Origin of the sequence: Nocardia asiatica NBRC 100129 (assembly GCF_000308415.1) — a bacterium.
Taxonomy (GTDB): domain Bacteria; phylum Actinomycetota; class Actinomycetes; order Mycobacteriales; family Mycobacteriaceae; genus Nocardia; species Nocardia asiatica.
On sequence record NZ_BAFS01000437.1, the window covers coordinates 1 to 21,257 of the forward strand.

Annotated in this window: 20 protein-coding genes and 1 pseudogene; 10 read left to right on the forward strand and 11 right to left on the reverse strand. The window is 67.2% G+C overall.

Annotation, left to right across the window (positions count from 1 at the left end; all coding sequences use genetic code 11):
- Positions 1-11 precede the first annotated feature (11 nt).
- The 3 genes from ON27_RS32900 (at position 12) to ON27_RS32905 (ending at position 2,693) form a co-directional block, all read left to right on the forward strand.
- The gene (locus tag ON27_RS32900) at positions 12-851 is read left to right on the forward strand and encodes a helix-turn-helix transcriptional regulator (protein ID WP_043736448.1); all 840 of its coding nucleotides are present in this window, start codon (positions 12-14) and stop codon (positions 849-851) included.
- Positions 852-1,037: 186 nt separating this feature from the next.
- On the forward strand, positions 1,038-1,373 hold the full coding sequence (locus tag ON27_RS44245; RefSeq protein ID WP_176569445.1) for a hypothetical protein: 336 nt from the start codon (positions 1,038-1,040) through the stop codon (positions 1,371-1,373).
- Between the two features lie 105 nt (positions 1,374-1,478).
- A complete protein-coding gene (locus ON27_RS32905; RefSeq protein WP_043736415.1) occupies positions 1,479-2,693 on the forward strand; it encodes an FAD-dependent monooxygenase in 1,215 nt (404 codons plus the stop codon).
- A 36-nt stretch (positions 2,694-2,729) separates the two neighbouring features.
- Here ON27_RS32905 and ON27_RS44055 read toward each other — a convergent pair whose 3' ends face one another.
- Together ON27_RS44055 and ON27_RS32915 are read right to left on the reverse strand one after the other, a co-directional pair.
- Positions 2,730-2,897 (reverse strand): hypothetical protein, encoded by a 168-nt coding sequence (locus ON27_RS44055; protein WP_169334555.1) that lies wholly within the window; start codon positions 2,895-2,897, stop codon positions 2,730-2,732.
- A gap of 840 nt (positions 2,898-3,737) precedes the next feature.
- Entirely contained in the window at positions 3,738-4,115 is a 378-nt protein-coding gene (locus ON27_RS32915; RefSeq protein ID WP_043736417.1) for a nuclear transport factor 2 family protein, read from the reverse strand.
- Positions 4,116-4,249: 134 nt separating this feature from the next.
- Here ON27_RS32915 and ON27_RS32920 point away from each other — a divergent pair, with 134 nt between their 5' ends.
- A complete protein-coding gene (locus tag ON27_RS32920) occupies positions 4,250-5,368 on the forward strand; it encodes a PucR family transcriptional regulator (RefSeq protein WP_043736419.1) in 1,119 nt (372 codons plus the stop codon).
- Positions 5,369-5,698: 330 nt separating this feature from the next.
- Here the strand turns inward: ON27_RS32920 and ON27_RS32925 are convergent, their stop codons facing one another.
- The 5 genes and pseudogenes from ON27_RS32925 to ON27_RS40305 all read right to left on the reverse strand — a co-directional run.
- Positions 5,699-6,145, reverse strand: coding sequence for a GNAT family protein (locus ON27_RS32925; protein WP_043736421.1), 447 nt, complete (start codon positions 6,143-6,145; stop codon positions 5,699-5,701).
- Positions 6,120-6,773: a hypothetical protein gene (locus tag ON27_RS32930; RefSeq protein WP_051047244.1), complete on the reverse strand. Its 654-nt coding sequence runs from the start codon at positions 6,771-6,773 to the stop codon at positions 6,120-6,122. Before ON27_RS32930 ends, ON27_RS32925 begins: the two co-directional genes overlap by 26 nt.
- Positions 6,766-7,329 carry a TetR/AcrR family transcriptional regulator gene (locus tag ON27_RS32935; protein WP_218003084.1) on the reverse strand — a complete coding sequence of 188 codons (564 nt, stop codon included), beginning with the start codon at positions 7,327-7,329 and terminating at the stop codon, positions 6,766-6,768. The genes ON27_RS32930 and ON27_RS32935 overlap by 8 nt, the downstream gene beginning before the upstream one ends.
- Before the next feature lie 161 nt (positions 7,330-7,490).
- A complete protein-coding gene (locus ON27_RS44060) occupies positions 7,491-7,649 on the reverse strand; it encodes a hypothetical protein (RefSeq protein WP_169334554.1) in 159 nt (52 codons plus the stop codon).
- A 191-nt stretch (positions 7,650-7,840) separates the two neighbouring features.
- Positions 7,841-8,089: pseudogene (locus ON27_RS40305) on the reverse strand (helix-turn-helix domain-containing protein); the annotation flags it as partial.
- Between the two features lie 798 nt (positions 8,090-8,887).
- On the opposite strand from ON27_RS40305, the gene ON27_RS32950 reads away from it, so the two are divergent.
- Positions 8,888-9,973 (forward strand): protein kinase family protein, encoded by a 1,086-nt coding sequence (locus ON27_RS32950; protein ID WP_043736459.1) that lies wholly within the window; start codon positions 8,888-8,890, stop codon positions 9,971-9,973.
- A 629-nt stretch (positions 9,974-10,602) separates the two neighbouring features.
- Here the strand turns inward: ON27_RS32950 and ON27_RS32955 are convergent.
- The 3 genes from ON27_RS32955 to ON27_RS32965 all read right to left on the reverse strand — a co-directional run bounded on the left by ON27_RS32955 (position 10,603) and on the right by ON27_RS32965 (position 13,636).
- Entirely contained in the window at positions 10,603-11,643 is a 1,041-nt protein-coding gene (locus tag ON27_RS32955; protein WP_051047246.1) for a terpene synthase family protein, read from the reverse strand.
- Positions 11,640-13,019 carry a cytochrome P450 gene (locus ON27_RS32960; RefSeq protein WP_051047247.1) on the reverse strand — a complete coding sequence of 460 codons (1,380 nt, stop codon included), beginning with the start codon at positions 13,017-13,019 and terminating at the stop codon, positions 11,640-11,642. The genes ON27_RS32955 and ON27_RS32960 overlap by 4 nt, the downstream gene beginning before the upstream one ends.
- Positions 13,020-13,321: 302 nt before the next feature.
- Positions 13,322-13,636: a hypothetical protein gene (locus tag ON27_RS32965; protein WP_051047248.1), complete on the reverse strand. Its 315-nt coding sequence runs from the start codon at positions 13,634-13,636 to the stop codon at positions 13,322-13,324.
- Between the two features lie 384 nt (positions 13,637-14,020).
- Here ON27_RS32965 and ON27_RS32975 point away from each other — a divergent pair, with 384 nt between their 5' ends.
- Positions 14,021-15,472 (forward strand): hypothetical protein, encoded by a 1,452-nt coding sequence (locus tag ON27_RS32975; RefSeq protein ID WP_157227573.1) that lies wholly within the window; start codon positions 14,021-14,023, stop codon positions 15,470-15,472.
- Between the two features lie 566 nt (positions 15,473-16,038).
- Here the strand turns inward: ON27_RS32975 and ON27_RS32980 are convergent.
- On the reverse strand, positions 16,039-17,559 hold the full coding sequence (locus tag ON27_RS32980) for a catalase (RefSeq protein ID WP_043736441.1): 1,521 nt from the start codon (positions 17,557-17,559) through the stop codon (positions 16,039-16,041).
- A 429-nt stretch (positions 17,560-17,988) separates the two neighbouring features.
- On the opposite strand from ON27_RS32980, the gene ON27_RS32985 reads away from it, so the two are divergent.
- The 4 genes from ON27_RS32985 to ON27_RS33000 form a co-directional block, all read left to right on the forward strand.
- Complete coding sequence (locus ON27_RS32985; protein WP_051047250.1) at positions 17,989-19,038, forward strand: fused (3R)-hydroxyacyl-ACP dehydratase subunits HadA/HadB; 1,050 nt, start codon at positions 17,989-17,991, stop codon at positions 19,036-19,038.
- Positions 19,035-19,364, forward strand: coding sequence for a hypothetical protein (locus ON27_RS32990; RefSeq protein ID WP_043736445.1), 330 nt, complete (start codon positions 19,035-19,037; stop codon positions 19,362-19,364). The genes ON27_RS32985 and ON27_RS32990 overlap by 4 nt, the downstream gene beginning before the upstream one ends.
- 261 nt (positions 19,365-19,625) lie before the next feature.
- A complete protein-coding gene (locus ON27_RS32995; RefSeq protein WP_245560453.1) occupies positions 19,626-20,885 on the forward strand; it encodes a PP2C family protein-serine/threonine phosphatase in 1,260 nt (419 codons plus the stop codon).
- The coding region (locus ON27_RS33000; RefSeq protein ID WP_043736447.1) for a CHASE3 domain-containing protein at positions 20,882-21,257 on the forward strand (376 nt) is incomplete at its 3' end. The genes ON27_RS32995 and ON27_RS33000, both read left to right, overlap by 4 nt.

A 21,257-nucleotide genomic window follows, 5' to 3' on the forward strand; every position in this document is an offset into this window, starting at 1 on the left:
GGAGGAACGTCGTGATCGATCGGACCGGGCTCGCGGAGTTCCTCCGCCGCCGGCGCGAACTGCTGCTGCCCGAGGATGTCGGCCTGCCGCGCGGGCAGCGCCGCCGAACGAGCGGGCTGCGGCGGGAGGAGGTGGCTGTGCTGTGCCATATTTCGACCGACTACTACTCCCGGCTCGAACGCGAGCGCGGACCTCAGCCGTCCGCGCAGATGACGGCCTCGATCGCGCAGGGGCTGCGCCTCTCGCTGGACGAACGCGATCACCTGTTCCGGCTGGCCGGTCACAACCCGCCGGCACGCGGTGCGACCAGCGAGCACATCAGCCCCGGCTTGCTACGCGTCCTCGACCGCCTCGACGACACTCCCGCGGAGATCGTCACCGAACTCGGTGAAACCCTGCGGCAGACGAACGTCGGCGTCGCGCTCACCGGAGACACGACCCGCTACACCGGTCCGGCCCGCAGCATCGGCTACCGCTGGTTCACCGACCCAGCCGCGCGACAGCTCTACGCCCCCGAGGACCATCCGTTCCTCACCCGCATGTTCGCCGCGGGCCTGCGCCAGGTCCGCACGCTGCGTGGGCCGGATTCCCGGGCCGCGCAGTTCGTCCAGCTCCTCCTGGCCGGGAGCGAGGAGTTCCGGCAGGTGTGGAACAACCACGAGGTGGGCATCCGCCCGAACGACGTCAAGCGGTTCGTGCATCCCGAGGTCGGTGCGCTGGAACTGAACTGCCAGTCCCTACTCGACCCCGACCAGTCGCACCGTCTGCTCGTGTACACCGCCCATCCCGGCAGCGAGAGCTACGAGAAACTGCGGTTGCTGACCGTCATCGGAGCACAGACGATCCGCTGAGACCCGTGAGCGACTCCGCGCGCTGCCGACTTCTCCGAACCCAGGAATTGCCCAGCGAACTCCCTCCGGAAAAGGACCAGGCGACAACCTCCCCGTTTCCGCGCCGATTTGTCGACGCAGCGACTTATGGAGGGCGTCTAAACCGCGTAGAATTCGAGCAGGTCGGGACTGATCTGGAGCCCTATCATGTTCGAGAGAAAGAATTCACACACGAAGTTGGCCCGGTTGGCGGCTGCCGCCGGTATGGCCGCTGTTGCCGCGATTCCGGTCGTCGCAGCCGCGGCGCAAGCGCCCAGTGCGCAAGCGACGACACCCGCCTCTACAACCCAACTCGTCGACAACCCCGGTTGGGGTCGTGGCGATGGCTGGGGTCGTGGCGACGGCTGGGGCCGCGGCGGCGGCTGGGGCCGCGGCGGCGGTTGGTGGGGTAACCCTGGCTGGGGGAATCCCGGTTGGTGGAATTGGTGGAACCCGCCCGGCTGGGGTGGCTGGGGTGGCTGGGGTGGCTGGGGCAGCTTCTAGCGCCGGTGACCGAGCCCGGCACGCACAGCGTGCCGGGCTCGGTCGCGCCGAGTGCCGATCAGGTGAAGCCAGGTGCGATCAACCGGGGCTGGAGCTGGTGACCAGATGAAGATCGTGTGTGTCGGCGGCGGGCCCGCCGGCTTGTACTTCGCTATTTCGATGAAGCGGCGCGACCCGGCCCATGACATCACGGTGATCGACCGTGATCCCGCAGGCTCCACCTATGGCTGGGGCGTGGTGTATTGGGACGACCTGCTCGACATCCTCTATCGGAACGACCCTGACAGCGCCCAGGCGGTGCGCGCCGGATCGGTCCTATGGCGTGAACAGTCGATCCATGTGTCCGACGACCGGACTGCACATTTCGGGGGCTACGGATTCAGCATGGGTCGCGCGGCATTGCTCGACGTGCTTTCCCGCCGGGCGCGCGACCTGGGCGTCGATGTCCAGCACGGGCGGGAGGTCCACGATCTGTCCGGCTTCGGCGACACCGATCTCGTCGTCGCCTCCGACGGCGCCAACAGCCGGGTAAGGCAGCTGGATGATCATCTTTTCGGCACGTCCGTCACGCTCGGCGAGAATCGATATATCTGGCTCGGCACGGACAAGATCTTCACCCGATTCACCTTCGCTTTCGAACACACACCGGCCGGTTGGATCTGGTTCCATGCCTACCCGTCTGTCGCCGGGAAGATCAGCACCTGCATCGTCGAGTGCCAACCGCGGACTTGGCATGGACTGGGCTTCGATTCCCTGGACAATGCGGCGAACTTGCGCGTTCTCGAGGACATATTCGTACGCCCTCTCGACGGTCGCTCGTTGATCAGCAAGACGCGAGGCGAGGTCGCGAGATGGAGCCGTTTTCCCGAAATAACCAACAAGATTTGGTATCACGACAACGTGGTGCTGGTCGGCGACGCGGCGCATACGACGCATTTCACCATCGGTTCGGGCACCCGGCTGGCAATCGTCGACGCCGTCGTGCTCGCCCAGAATTTGTACGAGCATGCCGAGGTCGCCGACGCGCTGGAGAACTACGACGCGCAGCGGCGCGCTGCGCTGCGCCCCATCCAGGCCGCCGCCCGTACCAGCATGGCCTGGTTCGAACACGCCGACCGGTATCTCGACCGGGGCGCCGTACAGTTCGCCTATGCGATGGCGGCTCGGCACGGGCCGCAAATGCCGTGGCGATATCAGCGGCACTTGCTCACCCAAATACCCGCCGTGCGCAAGATCCGGCGTGCCGTCGACTCCGGACAGCGGCGGTGGCGGGCTGCCCGGCGGGGCGAACTCGCGATGTATCGGACGCGCCGGTCATGACGGAACGCCGGCAGGTGCGGTCCGGGCCACCGCCTGTCACGGCGTCGACTCGGCCGTCGAGCGCTCACCGCGCGGAGAGCCGTGGGCTCGATCATCGCCCAGCCCGGCCACCAGACGCCGGCGCTGGATCTTCCCGTTGACCGAGCGCGGCAATCGCTCGACAGCGTGGACGCGGTGCACCGCTACTTCCGGTTCCAGAGGCATATCGCCGACCCGAGAACGGCCGCGCCATGGATTGCAGTGACGGTAGTTCCCGCACGACGCCGTACTCCCTGCCCAGCGCCCGCACCGCTTCGTGCGGAGCGCGGGTCGACCCGAGATCCGCGACGGCTCCAGGAACCTCTCCGCCGACACCGGGTCCGTTGCCGAAATCTCCGCGTGGCAGAAGATCGAGGTGATCTCGGCCAGAATCCATGGGTAGATGTCGCGGAAGAAGTCGAGCTGGCCGGATCGCCGGAGGCGGCGCATTCGCTGGACCGTGCACAACCGGGGCGAGAAGGAGTAGTCCGGCGGCTTCTCGTTGCGCCCGCGCGCCAGTATCGGAAGACCTGAGCGCGAGACTCCCCATCCGCCGACACGCAGGCCGACGCACCGCGCCACCTGCTGTAGCTCACCGAGAGCGACGCCGCCGAACGGGCGAGCCAGGTGACGCAGCCCCGAAACGGTGACATCCGGCCGAGACGAGGGATCCGCTCGGCCCTGCGGGTAGCCGCACCGACCACCGACGCAGACATCTGAATCCGACATGTACGAGCATGATTGAGCGATAGCAGTCGATCTGCCGGTCGTCGTCGGATGGTCGTCGGCGCCGGCCGGGCGGCCCATGAACCCCCGAACGACATACAGCCGGGCCAGATACCGCCGATGGATGCCTACACCCACCGGCTGCCCATCCGCCCCGCCGGCGACGGAGCCACCCGGGCTTCGCCGCCAGGCGCGGGCCCGATCATGTTGACGCCGATTTCACTTCTTGAGGCGCTGCGAAACTCGTTAGCGGTGCGAACATGGATATCGATGACAGCTGCGGTGACATAGCGCCCGCGATCAACCCAACGCAGCCTGCATGGCGATCCCGTCGACGTAGGAATGCTTCTCCTTGACTGCGCCGTTCTCGACCAGAACGTAATCCGCGAGGTCGACGCTTACGCGTTCGCCGGTTGCCGAGGTCGCCGACAACTGGAACTGCACTACCCAGAAGTCTTCCCCCACGCGCAGCGAGACGAGATCGAACGCAAGGTCGGGAAATTGGGTGAACGTCGCCGCCGCGGCCTCGCGGATCGCCGCCCGGCCGCGGGCGGGACCTTGGCCCGAATGCAGATGGAACACCGAATCGGCGGCGTGGAGCTCGATGATTCGGTCCGGGTCGCGGTCCACCCAGCAGGCGTGGTAGCGCTCGAACAGTTCGCGAGTGGCGGTGGTCATGATGGGCAACTCCGATCCGTATCAATCAGGAAATCCAGTTTCGCGGGAAGACGCCCATCGTGGCGACAGGCGCACGCCTCCACTTCGGACCTGTTCGTTGTGCGCACGCACAACGGAAGCTATGGTGGGACATAGTGATTCAGGACACACACGTCGATCGTCAGCGCCTACTTCGAGAGCTGCGGGCGGATCTGCCTGCGATCTCCCAGACGGTGACCACCCGAATCGAGCACGACGAGAAGGACTACGGGGAAGCCGCGCTGGATCACCGTGAACTGTCCGCTCTCGTCACCGAAAGTCTCGCTGCGTTGCTCGACGCGATGGCCGGCGTCCACTATTCGCTCGAGCCCGCGTGTAAAGCCGGACGTCTCAAAGCTGAGCGCGGAATACCGTTGGAGAGCCTGCTGCACGCGTTCCGCGTCGCCGGATTGGCGTTCTGGGAGATCGTCGTCCAACGCTCGGCACCGGACGACGGTCCCGCGCTGCCGCAATTGTCGACACTGGTGTGGGCGACGATCGACGCATATTCCGTCGTAGCGGCCGATGCCTACCGCAGGGTCGTCCTCGCCGGTGACGAACAAAATAGCCAGCGCTTGTTGCGAGCACTGTTCGATCCCGAAATTCCACCGGTTCAGCGCGCGAACTTGGGCACAAGGATGCGCTTGCCGGCCGGACAAACCTTCGTCGTCCTGGTCGGCGACGACCACCTCGCCACCACTGGAGTGACGACAATTTCCACTCGTCTCACCGACGATCGGGTGACCCTCGCCGCGGGCACCCCGGCCATGCTCGACCGAGGCCTGCGCGCCGCAAGGACGCGAGCCAGCGCCAGCAAGCCCTTCACCGATCTCGGGTGCGCTCCCGCCGCACTCGAACAGGCGCGCCTCGCGTTCCGATGTCTCAGCCCGGCGGATTCCGGAGTCCACACCTACGGTTCGTCGCCGGCTCGCGCGTTGATCGCGGCCCACCCGGAACTGGCCGCTGACGTTCTCTCGGACGCGCTCGGCGCCTTCGACCAACTCCCCCCTGAGGACGCCGACGCTCTCGCGCGGACAGCCCTGGCCTGGTACGAACTCGGCGGCTCGACATCCGCAGTCGGAGAACGGCTGCACCTGCACCGCAACACAGTGCTGCACCGCCTGAAGCGAATAGAGCAGCTCACCGGTTCATCGTTCGCGGTCCCGGCACAAGCGGCCGTGCTCTACCTGGCGCTGCAAACACGACTACTTCAGGCACCGGACAAGAATTCGTAGCTGAGTTTCCCACTCGCCCACCGACCCGATCTCGGCCCGAGCCGAATCACGACCCGCCTCAACGAACTCTCATTTGCTGATTCGAAGCAGTCACATAGATAGATGCTTATATCTGAGTAGGGATATGTCTTGTCGCCGCGACATAGGCTACGGCTAACTCCTCATGACCAGCACCCTCCCTCGAAGGCCACGGGCCGCCTCACGGGCGACCACGTCCTCGAAACCGGCGAAGACGGCCTCGAACTCTCCTCCGCCGCACACCTCGACACGGACGGTACGAGTCGGTCGTTCTGTGCCTGCTTCGTGGCCGGCGCTTACCCAGCGCGACGCTCAGGCGGCGCGGTGCAGGGCGTGGACATCGAGGGTGTCCACCGACCAATGGTCGGTCAGCGTGAAGCCGAAATGCTGATAGAGGGGGACGTTCGTCGGGTCGGCGGTGCTCAACCAGATGTCGTCGAATTCATTGAGGATCAGGTCCAGGAGGCGGCGGCCCGTGCCGTGTCCGGGGTGCTCGGCGCCGATGAATTCGAGCGTCCAGGCATGCGGTGGTTTGCGGCGGTCGGCTTCGCGCGAGTAGCCGAGGGTTCGGTGGATCGCCGTGGGGCCGCATCGGAACAGGATCCGCGCGGCCCAGGTCAGCTGCGCGGTCACGGCGGGGGCGGACCCGGGTGGGCTGAGCAGGGCGGCGGCGCCCGGCGTGGTGCGCGTGACCAGGTGCGGCAGTCGAGCGGTGGCGGCGAACCAGTGACGTTTACGGTCCCCCGCGACCCAGGACATGCCGGGCTCGGATTCGAAAGCTCGGGCGAGAACGACGGCCGGTTCCAATGGGGACCTCCGGAATCAAATGGCAGATAAGCAGTTTGAGATAGAACAGCGGGATGAACCAGGCCAGCAGCGCCGGTACCGGAAACGCGATCAGGTTGATCAGGAATACGGTCATGTAGGCCGCCATGGCGACCGGGCGGCGCAATGCGGCCTGCACCGATTCGATCAGTACCGCGGACCCGAGCAGTAGCAGCGTATTGGCCACGAACCAGACCGGATCGCCGAGGAGCAGCAGACCCACCACCGCGATGTGCAAGGTGTGAACCGCGACGAATGTCAAACGGCCGCGCGCTTGGCCGGTTCGGTGGTACCAGCGTTTCGCCGAGTTCGTGGCGTTGGTGAGCACGCCGCCGACCAAGTCGCAGGCCATGACGGCGAGCGCGCCGACCTCCACCACGCTGCGACCGGAAAGCATTGGCCAGCAATATGTTACGAGCAGAATTACACACACGGCGCCGCCGATGCACTCGACGGCCGACTCGGCTCGAGTCTTCCCGGGGCCCATGAACCGCTCCAGGCGCCCGGCCCATCCCGGCCGCGTCGCCGGAATCGCCCAATCCGCATCGAGGTCGCTACGCACGAGGCCCCCACAATCCGGCCAGAAGGCTGAAGATCTGATCCGGATCGCCGCCGCTGGTGAGCGCCCAGTGGTCACCGGCGCGCAGAACGGCCGCGGACGCCGCGGTCAGCAGCTCGCTGTCGACGTCCGCGCGGACGACGCCGAGTGAAACGCCGTTGGCGAGCACGGAGCCGAGCCACGACTGCTCGTCTCCGACCGGCATACGGGCAATGGCGGCGTCGGCCAGCGCGCGGTCCAGTGGGTTGTCCCGGAGGAAACGGACCAGCGCGGCCGAGTTCTCGCGCAGACGCGTCCAGAACGCGTCGGAAGTGTCGGCAGGCGCCCACGCCCCCAATTGTTGTCGCAGCCGATCGGAGACGTCCGACAGCACCAGCGCGAGTATGTCTTCTTTCCCGTCGAAATACTGGTAAGCCGAGCTCTTCGAGATGCCGGCGTTGGCGATGATCGTGTTGTACGACGCCCCTTCCGGCCCGTGATGCGCGAACTCGACCTTCGCGGCGTCGATGATGGCGCGCTGCCGTTCGGGCGGGAGGCGGTGAAACCGAGGAAGCGGCATGTACCTATGGTACACACCATCGGTACGTACCAGTAGTGCACTACCGCTCGGGCAACCTGGCCGCACCGAGCAGGGCCGGTGTGTATTCGGGAAACTGTGGTGGCGCATGCTCGGCGCCAAGGGTCGCGCACCGCGCGGAATCCCCGGGGCCACCAAGTCGGTCACGGTGAGTTCGCAGGGCGCACCGAGACTTCGGTCGCCCGTCTCAGATAGGGACCGAGCAGGACGACTATCTCGTTCTCCAGCGTCTGCGGCTGCGACAGGATCGACATCGACGCCGGAACGGCGACGCCGGTGGCCGCCGCGGTCGCGCGTGGCATCTTCGGACACCGGCAGCGCCGTTGGCGCAAACTGGTCCGCCGGCATTTCCTTCCAGCCGACGGGTGGTATCAGGAGAACGACGACGTGGTTGATCGCGTGGATGCCGATGCCCACGGCGGCCACGCAGACGGGCGGTGGTGCTCCCCGCATACGGCTGTCCTTTCACGGTCGGGCCGGGACAGCCGAAACGTCAAGTAGTTCTGTCCCGTCCGGTACAGGACGAATGGGACATCGCCAGGAGTTGCCGCGGAGTCGTCGCCGCGAACCGGTGGAATTCCCGGTGGAAATGGGATTGGTCGTAATAGCCGAGATCGCCCGCGATCCGGCCCGGGTCCGGTGTGTCGGTGCGGATCAACGCGGTCGAGGCGGCCGAGGAACGCATCAGCGAGCCGTACGATTTCGGCGCGATCCCGACCTGGTCGATGAACCTCCTGCTGAAATGTCTCCTGCTTCATCCGTATTCGTCGGCCAGCTCGGCGACGGACAGCGCGCCCCGAAAGTTGCGCAGGCGTCGAAGCGCGTCCGCGACGGGTGCGTCCGGTTCGGCCGCTGCCGACCGCGCCCGCCCAGGAACGCGCGCGCCGCCAATGGATCCAACTGCACCTGGACGCTGACCATTCGCCCCGCGTGCTCGACCGTGCCGCCGCGATCGTGCATCCCGACCACCAGGGCGGTCGGCGTGACCGGCCGACCCTCGAAGACACCGTTCAACGCGAAGACGATCTTCACCGTGCCGCCCGGAATCTTCCTGCGTCGCCTCGGGTGTGGCTCGCGTGCGTCGAATCCGAAGCAGCGCAGCACCTCGAGCCCCCGCAAGAGCTGCGGAGAACAGTGCACGACATGGTGGGCGCCCACCTGATAGGCGCCACGTACCTCCATGAGTCGTTCGCCGATCACTCCTTCACCGTACGCAGGTGCCCCACCGCCCACACTGATCCGCACGCCCTGAGAGCGATCGACAGACTGCCGGTTTCGAGGTTCGCTCCACTGACCGGCATCCCGGAACGCACGTGGAGGTCGTAACGTAGAGTGCGGTTCCGGGGGGACAAGCCGGGACCGCCGTGGGTGTTGCCCGGGACCGACCTCCTGCCCGCTCCGGAGGCCGCCGACAGGACCGCGTGGCCATGGCTGAATCGAGGTCGGCGCCAACATGGAGGACGCGGCGAACTCCCCTGAGGCAGTGCCGTCCTGTGCACCTGACGCGGCGATCTCCCCCCACGCGGCGACGACCGGCGATATGTCGCGTCCGGCGCGCCTGCGCGTCCACGGCGCCGTTTCCACGGCCCTGGCGCTGCACAGCGATTACACGTTGGGCGCGCTCGTGGACGCGGCCGCGCCGATCGGTGCCGGTATCGGCGGCAAGTCGGCGCTGCTGGAGGTCGCCGGAGCCCCGGTCTTCGTGAAGCGCGTGCCCCTCACCGACCTGGAGCGGCAGCCGGAGCACGTCCGGTCGACGGCGAACCTGTTCGACTTGCCGCTCTTCTGCCATTACGGCGTCGGCCTCATCGGTGGGCCGGGCTTCGGGGTCTGGCGCGAGCTCGCCGTGCACATCATGACGACGAATTGGGTGCTCGCCGCCGAACACCAGGGCTTCCCGCTGATGTACCACTGGCGGGCGCTGCCGGACACGACACCGCTACCGGATGAGCTCGCCGACATCGACCGCGCCGTCGCCTACTGGGACGGCCGACCGCAGGTACGCCACCGGATCGAGGCCCTCCGGGACTCTTCGGCGAGCATCGCGCTGTTCCTCGAGTACATCCCGCAGAACCTGCACGAGTGGCTGAACGCCCGGATCGATGCGGGCGACGAGGCTACCGACCGGGCCTGCGCCATGGTGGAGCGGGAACTGGCCGCCGGCACCGCGTTCATGAACAGTCGTGGGCTGCTGCACCTCGACGCGCACTTCGAGAATATCCTGACCGACGGTCGACGCCTCTACTTCGGTGACTACGGCCTCTCGCTCTCCTCCGGATTCGACCTCTCATCGGAGGAAGCCGCTTTCTTCGACCAGATCCGGAGCTACGACCGCGGCTTCACTGCCACCTGCCTGGTGAACTGGCTGCTCACCGCCCTCTACGGGCTCCGGCGGGAGGATCGGGAGGCGCGCGACGTGATGGTGCGCGCCATCGCCGAAGGCAAGCCGCCGGAGGGCATCCCGGCCGGGGCCGCCACGGTCCTCATCCGGCACGCGCCGATCGCCGCGGCGATGTCCGCGTTCATGCGTACGTTCCAGCAGGCGAGCCGGAGCACCCCGTATCCGGACGAGGAGATCCGCCGCCTGCTGGGCGGCCAAGCCGCTGTGCTCGCTCAGCCCGGGTGACGGACCGGAACACGGCCGAACCCACGACGCCTCAGGGCCGACCTCACCACCGTGCACCTCATCCAATTTCCTGGAATGACCTCGACCCGCCGCTACAGAAAGCCCATACCGCTCGAAGGACTCGAAAATCCCACCGCCAATACAGCCGGGATACTCCGACCACTTCCCCATCGGCCTGACAGTAACTATCAATTGAGATCCGACACGTGGACCGCCACCCGCGACGTACCGGTGTCAACCGCAGCGTCTGGAAGTCATGATCGGCGGTGAGCTCTTCGAGGCCGTGACGGCCAAGGCGCGCGACATTGCACGCCTGCTCGGCGGCGGGACCACGCTTCGCGAGGGGCTCGGCGTGGATATCGCCCACCTCGGCCCGTTCGCCACCGAGACCGGCCGAGCAGGAGGTCGCCGTACTCGCCGCGGCGGGGTGGACCCACACGGCCATCGCTGCCCGACGCGGCAGCTCCTACAAGACTGTCGACGCGCAAATGGCCGCCGTCCTGCACAAGTTGATGATCGGCTCCCGAGCGGCTATCCGCCCTTTCGTACCTGCCGATCGACAGGCTCACGTGAGCGCCGAAGCCGCGCGCAGGCCACAGCGCGGCCGTTCGAATCCTCGTCTCTGAGCGTCATACCTGCCACCACCAGTTGATCGACGAGAGTCCCGGGGCATCGGGTGATGAATCGGTAGGTGAGTCGTTGATGGTGAAACGGTCGGCCACGGTTCGGCCGTCTACTTTGTACCGTTCCACGTCGAGCGCCCAATCGAGGTTGCCGCGGACCACGTGCCGCAGACCGTGGAGATAGTGACGGGTGTCTGTGCTCAGCCCGCTGGTCTGTGCTCCGGCGAGCAGGAACCGGCACATGATCCGGTCGCGCAACCGCACGGCTCGTGCGATGGTCTCCTCCGGTCCGCAGGCATGGCGCGCCGCGATCACCGTGAGCACATCGAATTGGCTGCTTTCGTTCAGAGCCACTGTCTTGGGGTGGGAATGCAAGTCGTTGTCCAGTGCCGCGAGCACCCGTGTCATCTCGGTCAGTGCCCGAACCCGAGGCAGCTCCAACTCTGCCGCGGGAGGTTCGTACTCGTTCACCAGTTCTGTGAGGACGGTGACGACCTCGCCTGCCGCGTTGTTGATCCGGATGGCGAGGTACTCGTCGACGCTCGGCATCGTGGTCGTACTCATCTCGGCGCAGACCCCGAACAGCCAGGCGCGGTGGGCCTGAGTCCAGCGACGATGCTGAATCGGTGTCACGCGATCGGCGAACCGTGTCGAGATATCGATGAGCCCGCGCACCAGCGGATCTTCCTCCACCAACTCCGAACCGGGCGCCTCCAGCACGCGTACGATCTTGTTGGCATAGGACACGAACCCGCCGAGATCCTTCGACAGCGGGCCACGGTCGAAGCGATCGTCGAATGCGAACCCCCAGTAGGCCCAATCCGAAGCGATCTGCAGTCGATCGACGCAGCCGTGGGGTGCCATCCTCGCCATGAACTCGGCCGATCTGGTCGCGACCAGTGCGCGTCCCTGGTGGTGATCATCAAGGAACGTGCCGGCCCGCAACCAATCGATCGACCGGTTTTCGATCGTGTCGACTGCAGGGTGGACGTCCGACTCGATCGGGCAGAAGATCCCGGGCAGAGCGGGCTGTTCCGGGCCCCTCATCGGTGACCTTCTGCGGATGGCAGAGCAACGCCCCGACTGGCTGAATGGACGCGTATCCGCAGTTCGCGGGGGCGTAGGGCCATCGCTACCGCAGGACGGACCGGTTTGCCGACCAGCTGGCGAATCCGCCATCGACCAGCGATCGTGGCCAGTGCCAGTGACAGCTCGGTGAGAGCGAAGGTCTCGCCGACGCATCGCCGCGGGCCGGCACCGAATGCCAGGAACGCCTTCCGCCGGATCGGCTGTTGTGTGGTGTCCCATCGGTCGGGATCGAAGCGCTCCGGGTGCTGATAGAGATCGGCGCGTCGGTGCACGATATAAGGGCTGTACACCAGTGGGGTTCCGGCGGGAAGGTCGTAGCCGCCCAGTCGAGTGTCGGCGGTGACTGTTCTGGTGAACAACCAGCCGGGAGGATAGAGCCGCAATGCTTCGGTGATGATGTGTCCCGTCAGCGGCAAGTCGGGCAGGTCCTCGTAGCGGGCCGGAGCCCCGTGGAGGACCTGGTCCGTTTCCTGGTGCAGACGTTCCTCGATCTCGGGATGGGCCACGAGCAGATGTAATGCCCAGGCCAGCGCGCTCGCGGTGGTCTCCGATCCGGCGATGAAGAAGGACATGAGCTGATCGCAGATCTGGGTGTCGGTCATGCCGACGGTTGTGCTTGTTTCCGTGGGGACTCGGGCCGCGAGCATGGCCGAAACCAGGTCCCCATGGTCGGTGCCGTCGATCCGCCGTTCCGCGACGATTGTCCTCATCAACTCGCGCAGGCTTGCGTGCGCTCGCCCGTACCGGCGATTCCCGGGAGTCGGTAGCCGATTCAGCAGCGGCGGCGACAGCATCTGCCGATACAGCCCGTCGACGATGACCGCGACATCGTCCAATGCGCGATCGCGGACGTGCGGTGCGAGTGCGCCGGAGAACATGGTCGCCATCACGGTTTGTGTAGTCAGGCGCCATGCCTCGGCCAACATATCCACGACCTGACCGTCGCTCCAAGCGGCGGTCATGGCATCGGCCTCGGCCGTCATCGCTCGGCCGTAGTGTGCGAGCCGTGAGCGGCTGAACGTCGGCTGAACCAAGTGCCGCTGCCGACGATGCGTACGGTGCGGGCAGGTAATCACGTTGTCGCCCACCACTTTCCGCGCTATGTCGAAAAGCGGGCCCCCCTTGTCGAAAGTGCGATCGTCACGGAGGACTCGATCGGCGAGGTCCGGGTCACACACCACGACCATGGCCCCAGGACCGATCCGTATCCGCACGAGCTCACCGCCGGTATCGGCCAGAGAAGACAGGAATGCCAGCGGATCTCGCAGCAACGCCACAGCATGACCGACCGGCCAGATCGCACCCGATGCCGGTGCGACTTCTGACTCAGCCATCGCAGGCAACCGGTCGAAGTCGAGGTCGAACGGTGCTACAGAAGCGCGCGGAACCGGTCATTCCGATCCCATCCAACCCTTGAGTGGGGTGCGGCCGGGGTCGAGCCAACCGGCCACTGCTCTCCAATCGGCCGGGGTCAGTTGCCTGCTCGGGTCCGGACCGGAATGCAACGGTGTGGATCCCGCGGACGAGCGCAGCGTGGCTTTCGAACGTGCCGCGGAAATGGGCTTCGGCGCTGCGGGTGACGGGCAGGTCGACCCCGCTGAAGAGGGGCGGCGGATCGTGTCGGGTCGGTTCGGCATCAGGAGCCGACCTCGTGCACGACCACTTCGCAACGCGCTACCAGGGCCGTCTGCAGGACGGTTCGGGATACTGTCTCCGACAGATGGCCGTGCGGTGTGATCACCGCCTCCGCGGCAGCCCGCCGACATTCCGTGAGCAGATCGGCGAAGGCGGGCGGAAGCCCCGCGCTCCCGCACCGTGGCTCATGGAACACCGTTCCGAGCTCGTAGCCGAGCGCGATCGCGGCAGATCGTAGTGTGTCCTCCGCTGCGTCGCGTTCGCCGAGCAGATCGTCGCGCAGGTACCCGTAGGCAAGGGGCAGTACGTCGGTCATCGCAGACACCATTTCTGTTCGTGTCGGCCGGCTCAGACAAGCGTCTGCCTCGGCCGACGGCAACCCTTTCCACTGGTCTCCCTCGAGCGCGGAGGCCGGCCTTCGGACGTCCGACCCGGTGGTGGACTGCCGACCGGGTTTTTCGCCGTTTCACCGCGTGTTCGCGGTGCGGTTCGCGACCACACCCGGCGAGAACCCCTCGATCCCGCTGGACGTAGCCGCTGACCGCCGACAAACCGAGGATTGCGGGATAGGTAGAAAAGACACATCGGTAGCCGGAGCGCTTGTCTAGGTATGGCCGTCCCGGACGCGGACCGCGGTGACTGTTCCGGCGGCAAGCGACGGCGCGATGTTCGGTTCGTCCCAGTTGGGTACGACTGGGACGTGGTGCGACGAAGCGAAGCACTCGAGGGCGGCACGGCGTTCCTGGCTACCGCGGTGGCCGGGCTGCTGCTGGTGGTGCCGCTCAGCTTCGGCCGCAGCTGCCACTGCACCCCTTACCAGGTGAACCGGTTGGTCCTCAGCGTGCCACGCGAGGCGGCGATCGGGGTACTGGTCGCGGCGGTCACGGCCGTGGTTGCGGTCAGTCTGGCCCGCTCGCGCACCGCGTGGTGGATCGCTTTGGGGGCCACACTGCTGCTGCTGATCACCCACACCATCGAAGCGCACAGCGCCTCACCGGACATCCTGATCACCGCGGCGTACCTCGATGCGATCGGCAGCGGAATCCTGCTCGGAGCCACGGGCGTGGCGGTACTGGGCCGGCGCGTACCCGCGACCGGTTTCGTCCTCGGCGGGGTGGGCTGTTTCGTCGTCATCACGCTCTCGCAGGCCTCGGGTCTGCTGGGCAACCCGCATCGGGCGACGTCCGAACCGCACGTGTGGTCGGTGTTCGGAACGCAACCGCTGTGGTTGCTCGCGGCGGTGGTGGTGCTGATCCTGGCGTGTCAGCTGGTCACGCGACAGCGGTTCACGCTGGAACCGATCTACCCGGAGCTGCCGCTCAGCCCCGTCATCGCCGCGATCGTGCTGGTGATGTCCGAACTGGCCGTCGCGCAGTGGCGCTTCCGGCACGGCGACGGCGGCGTCGAGCTGCTGGTGACCGCGCTGTGTACCCTGCTGGCCACGACCGTCGCGGCGTGGCTGCTGCCGCGCCGGGACGGGATCACGATCTACCTCGCGGTCGCGCTCAGCGCCGCAGGCAGCGCGGTGGGCAGCGGGCCGCGACCGGCATGGAGCGTGCCGCTGCTGCTGGGGCTCATCGTCCTCGGCTACCTGGCCGGGATTCGGACATGGAATCCACCGGCCGGAACCCGATCGTCGAATCCGGTGGTCGGCGCAGTATTGCTCGCGGGTGTCGCGCTGCTCGCCACCGTGGCCTCAGCCGACCACATGCGCACCCTCACCACCGCCGCACTTGCCGTCGTCGCGGGATATTGCTCGGCCTTCGTCCAGCCACGAACCGCGGGCAGCATCCTCACGATCGCGGTCCTGTGGCGGCCGTCCACCGTGGCGCCGAGCCGGACCGAATCTTTCGACTGGACGATGGTTCCGCCACGGTACCTCGGCGACTGGGGACCGGTCACCGTGGTCTCCGGGTCGGGTTGGGCTGCGTTCGCCATCGCGGTCGGGTGTGCGGTCGGCCTCGTCATCCGCGCCGTCCCACGGGACGAGCCCGCGAGCCGAACCGTCCCGGCTACCCAGCCGCAACGCGGCCTGAGCAGCTACCGCATGATCCCGAAGTGGTGGCCGAGGCCGGAGCGTAGGCCGTCGCACCGCGTTACCCCCGATGCGTTGTGGGTAGCGCGGAAACACGGTGGCCCCAACGTTTCGTGACCGGTGCGGCGCGTAGGTCATTCTCCGTATGCCGTCTGGGCAGTCCGAGGCCCGCGATCGGGTACCGGTCGGCCGAGCGGCATCTGCGGCTGAGGAGGGGCGGGGGGCAGGAAGCGCAAAATTCCGGAGAAGCCCTCGAATCCGCCGGGTATGGGAACCTCCACCGGACTGTCGGGCAGCCTGCTCGATGCGGGCTGCGCAGCCGCGGGCGCCGCGCCGAGCATTGCCGCGGCGGCACCCACAATGCCGACGATGGCACGCCACGATTTCCGGTGCGAGGGTCGAGCAGGTCGAGCATCGGCGTCGAACGCCATGGCGCGGTCCTCCGATCTCCGTCGGCAGGCCCGGTGCGACCCATTCGATGCCACAGGGACATCACCGAGCCTCGAAACGATTCGATACACCACGGTGCTGTCGGTCCACTGGATCCGGCAGTCATGCTTCCGCAGGAAAATCGGATGGCCCGAACAGGACACGCCAGCGCGCGATAACGAAAAGATCACGAACGCGTGCCCTCCTGCCGCAGCGGCAAGCGGGCACGCGGAGGCGGACGCTCGACGGGCGCGTCAGGCTTTGGCCTGCGCCGAGGAGCGCGCCGGATTGGCTTGCGCGGCCGCCTTGGGATCGCGTTCGTCCTGCTTCGCGCGCACCCCGGCCTCGACGCGATCGCCGAGATTCTTGTCGACGTTGCGCCAGTACTCGAACGCCCGCTCCAGCACAGGCGCGGAGACGCCGTTGAGCAGGTGCCCGACGATGTTGTCCACCAATCGCTCACGCGCCGCGTCGTCGAGCACGTCACGAACCATGGTCCCCGCTTGACCCCAGTCGTCGTCGTCCCTGTGCAGGGTGTAAGCCGAGCGCACGAGCTCGCCGTCGGCGTACCAGGTCGCGGGCGGACCCGCGGCGGCGGGATCGGCCTGCGGGCCGCCCTTCGAGTTCGGCACGTAGACCGGGTCGCCCGGATTGTGATGTCGCAGCGCACCGTCCTTGCTGTACGACCGAACGGTGGTGGCGTGCGGCGTATTCACCGGTAGCTCCTTGTAATTGACGCCGATGCGGTATCGGTGCGCGTCCGGGTAGGAGAACCAGCGGGCCATCAGCATCTTGTCCGGGCTCGGGCCGGTGCCGGGCACCGAATTGCTCGGCTCGAACGCCGCCTGCTCGATCTCGGTGTGGTAGTCGGCCGGGTTGCGGTCGAGCGTCATCTTGCCCACGTCGATCAGCGGATAGTCGCCGTGCGGCCACACCTTGGTGAGGTCGAAGGGGTTGAAACGGTAGGTCTTGGCCTCTTCGAACGGCATGATCTGCATCTTCAGCGTCCAACTCGGGTAGTCGCCGCCGTCGATCGACTCCCACAGGTCGCGAGTGTGGTAGTCGGTGTCCATCGCGGCCATCTGATCGCCTTCGTGCTGGGTGAAGAACTCGATGCCTTGATCGGTCTTGAAGTGGTACTTGACCCAGAACCGTTCACCGGAAGCGTTCACCCACATATAGGTGTGACTGGAATAGCCGTTCATGTGCCGCCAGGTGCGAGGGATGCCGCGGTCCCCCATCAACCAGGTGACCTGGTGCGCGGATTCGGGCGAGAGTGTCCAGAAGTCCCACTGCATATCGTGATCGCGCAGGTTGTTGTCGGCGCGGCGCTTCTGGGAGCGGATGAAGTCCTGGAACTTCATCGGGTCACGGACGAAGAAGATCGGCGTGTTGTTGGCGACCATGTCGAAGTTGCCCTGCTCGGTATAGAACTTCAGGGCGAACCCGCGCGGATCCCGCCAGGTGTCCGGGCTGCCGCGCTCGCCGGCCACGGTGGAGAAGCGCGCCAGCATCTCGGTCTTCTTGCCCGGCTGGAACACCTCGGCCATCGTGTAGGCGCTCACGTCGTTGGTCACCTCGAAGACGCCGAACGCGCCGCCGCCCTTCGCGTGCGGCTGACGCTCTGGCACCCGTTCCCGGTTGAACGTCGCCATCTTCTCGATCAGATACCAGTCCTGCAGCAGGATCGGTCCATCCGGCCCGACGGTCAGCGAATGCTCGTCGCTGGGAACCGGGATCCCGGCATCGTCGGTGGTGTGGTTCGGAACGGACATCTCTCTCCTCTCCTCCGAGCACGGGCGGGAAGCCCGGCGACGAACCGCCGGGACGAGCGGCGCGCGATGGTTGTGCGGGGCCGCGATCTGATCCGCCCGGGTCGACGGGCCTGCTGCGGGTCGGCTCACCATGCCGGACCGCCAGTCGATGAACGCGGTCCGCCGACCGAATGCCGCTACCGCCGTTCCGTCGGTTCTGTCGATCGACTTCCCAGGGGCCTGCTCCTCAAACCACCGCTGACCGGGTCGGCCACCGCTGGTGTCCGCGGGTCGAGCGGGAACGGTGACCTTCTCCGGAGCATCGCGCCGGCGGCGATCCGCACCGGAAGTCCCGCGCGGGCGGCCTGCTCACGACGGCCGTCGGCCGCGAAACGGCGTGCGTTGCGGGCTGACCGGAATTCCGGCCTTCGTTGGGTAGATTCCCCCGCGATGTCCAGAATCCCTCCCACATCCGGTGCGAACGACGTGACCGATGCCGCGCTTCCCGCCTCGATGGTCGGGCGCCGGTACCGCAGCGGCGATCACTATGAGGTCGGGCGCGAGAAGATCCGCGAGTATGCCCGCGCGGTGCGCAATCACCATCCAGCGCATTGGTCGGAGGACGCCGCCACTGATTTCGGCTACGCGGGCCTGCTGGCTCCCCCCACTTTCGGAGCCGTACCCGGGTATCTCGCCTATGCCGAGGTGTTCGACACGATTCTGCCCGGCTACGACCTGAGCCGGACCATCCAGACCGATCAGATGATCGAATTCCACCGTCCGCTCCTGGCCGGCGACCGGATCGGCTTCGAGATGTGCTTGGACTCGTTCCGGCACGCCTTCGGCGGCGATCTCATCGGGCTGCGCCAGATCATGCTCGACCAGCACGATCGGCCCGTCCTCACGTCTCGGACGAGCTTGGTCGGGCGGTCCGACGAGGCTCTCCCCGCATGGTTCGACGCGGTCGTGATGCACGGCGCAGGTCTGGAAGCACACCGAGCACGCCGGGCGCCGCAGCCGCGCTACGTCGGAAACGGCACCCCTCCGACGAGCGAGACGCGCACCGCACCGGTGGGCCCACGGCTGCGGCGGTTCGACACGGTGGCCCCCGGCGCGGAGCTCCCGCCGCGCACCCTCACGGTCAGTCGCGGCGATCTGGTGAATTACGCCGGCGTCGCGGGGGACCCCAACCCCATCCATTGGAGCACCGAGACGGCCGCACGAATGGGGCTGGAGACCGTCGTCGCCCAGGGCATGTACACCATCGGCCTCAGTGTGGACCTGATCACGTCGTGGTTGGGCGACCCGGCCGGCCTGCGCTCCTACAACGTGCGGTTGACCAATCCCGTCCACGTCGGCGTGACCGGCGGCGACATCACGTTCTCCGGGCGGGTGAAACACCTGGACGCGGACACTCGCACCGCCACCATCGCGATCACCGCCGAGCACGACGGACGCAAGATCTTCGGTCGCGCGACGGCCGAAATCGTCCTCGCATGATCCATATCCCGTCGGCGGCGACCAGATCGGCGGGTTTGGTCCGGAGACGCCGGGGCACGTTGGAGTACGGAGCGCGGGCCCGCCGGATCGGCGGACTCGAACTCGGCATCCGATCGAGCGGGCAGCAGGCCCGCTCGCACCCGAAAGGACCGGTATCTGTCGTGGTTGTGCTTCTTGCTGTGATCGGCTCGGCTTCCCTTGCCGTCATCGCGGTCCATGCCACGGTCGTCGCACGCAGCTTGGCGGAACTCCGCTCCCCGCGCCGTGACGGCGCGGCGCGAGACCAGGAGCGGGACCTCGCGCAGCTCACCGGCACCACGGTCTGATCGCCGCGGCGCAGGCCGCTCGCGGCGGTGCGGGCCGCCGACTCCTCTTCCACGCAGGTCAACACCGTCATGTCTCGATCGGATAAAAGATCCGATACGATCTTGGCTGCCTCTCGGTCCAGCAAACGGCCGCGGGGACAGCCGGGCGTGCGCTTGTGCCGCCCCTTGGTGATCGGAGACCGGGTTTGTCGGTGTCGGCTGACGTCGGCAGCAATGCCGGCATTCGCACCGCGACAATCGGACCCGCGACCGGTGGTGTCCGTGCGGCGTGACGGGACGGACGACGATCCCGAGGTGATCGTCAACGCGGATTGGCCGTGGCAGCAACCTTCGGTGCTGCTGATCGAGGACGACCCCGGAGACGCCCTGCTGGTGGAGGAACTGGTCCTGGACGGCGCGCCCGGACTACGGCTGGACTGGGTCCGGTCACTGGCGGAAGCCGCCGAGCATCTGGCCACGGCCGCACCCGACTGCGTGCTGCTGGACCTGCACCTGCCCGACGCCCAGGGGCTCGAGGCGGTGGATCGCATCCGCCAGCACACCGATCAGGTCGCGATCGTGGTGATGACCGGCCTCGATCAGGAGCAGACCGGCTTGGCCGCGGTCGCGGCGGGAGCGCAGGACTACCTGGTCAAAGGCCGGGTCGAGCCGGAGCTGTTCGGGCGCGCCGTGCGCTACGCGATCCAGCGCAAGCAGGCCGAGCGCACCAGCGCGGCGTTGCAGGCGAGCAACATGCGTGCGCAGGAGAACGCGCGGCTGGAACGCGGCCTGCTGCCCACCCCACTGCTGCGCGAAGAACGGGTGGTCGATGTGGTGGCGCGCTACCGTCCCGGCCGGGCGCATTCACTGCTGGGCGGCGATTTCTACGACGTGGTGCAGGACGCGGACGGCACCGTGCACGCCGTCATCGGTGACGTGTCCGGCCACGGCCCGGACGAGGCGGCGACCGGAGTCGCGTTGCGCTTGGCCTGGCGCACCCTGGTACTGAGCGGGGTCACCGGCGACCGGCAACTGCGGCTGCTGGAACAGGTCCTGCTGGCCGAGCGCACCCGCAGACAGACCTTCGCGACGGTCACCAGCCTGATACTGAATCCCGGCGATCGCCGCGCGCGAGTGCTGCGGGCCGGGCACCCCGGGATGCTGCTGCGCTCGGCCAGCGGGCTGACCTGGGTGGAGGTGCCCGGCGGGCCCGCGCTCGGCTTCCTTCCCGGACGTGCCGAGTGGCCCGTCCACGAGCTCGAACTGCCGCTGGGCGCCGGGCTGATGGTGTTCACCGACGGGCTGTTCGAGGGACGAGTCGGCACGGACCGGGAACGACTCGGCGAGGAAGGGCTGATGGAGGTCGCGCGCGCTGTCCGAGCCGCCGATCCGGACTGGTTCGTAGACGAGTTGATCGGCCGGGTGGAGGCGCTGGCGGGCGCGTCGGGTGGTTTGGACGATGATGTCGCCATCCTGTACCTGAGGTGGAATCGCGACCTGAGGTGGAATCGCGACGATCGAGGACAGGACGAGAAGCGATGACGACCGAGTCCGGTCGGCTGCCCCTGAGCGCGCGGCTGACCGCCCAGGCATGGTTCCAGCTGGTATTGGCCGCGATGGTGCTGGTCGTGATCATCGGCACGGTGGCGGGAGCCCAGGTGATCGCGCAGACCAACCGGGGAGCCGACCAGTTGCTCAACCGGTCGATGCCCGCGGCGGCGGAGGCCTATCGATTGCAGAGCGCGCTGGTGGATCAGGAGACCGGTCTGCGCGGATACGGGATCACCGCCGACCAGCAGTTCCTGCAGCCCTACCGCGACGGCACCCAGGACGAGGCCCGAGCGGTCGCCCGCCTGCGCGAGTTGCTGGCCGACCGGCAGCCACTGCTCGACGAACTCGACGCCGTGGAGTCCG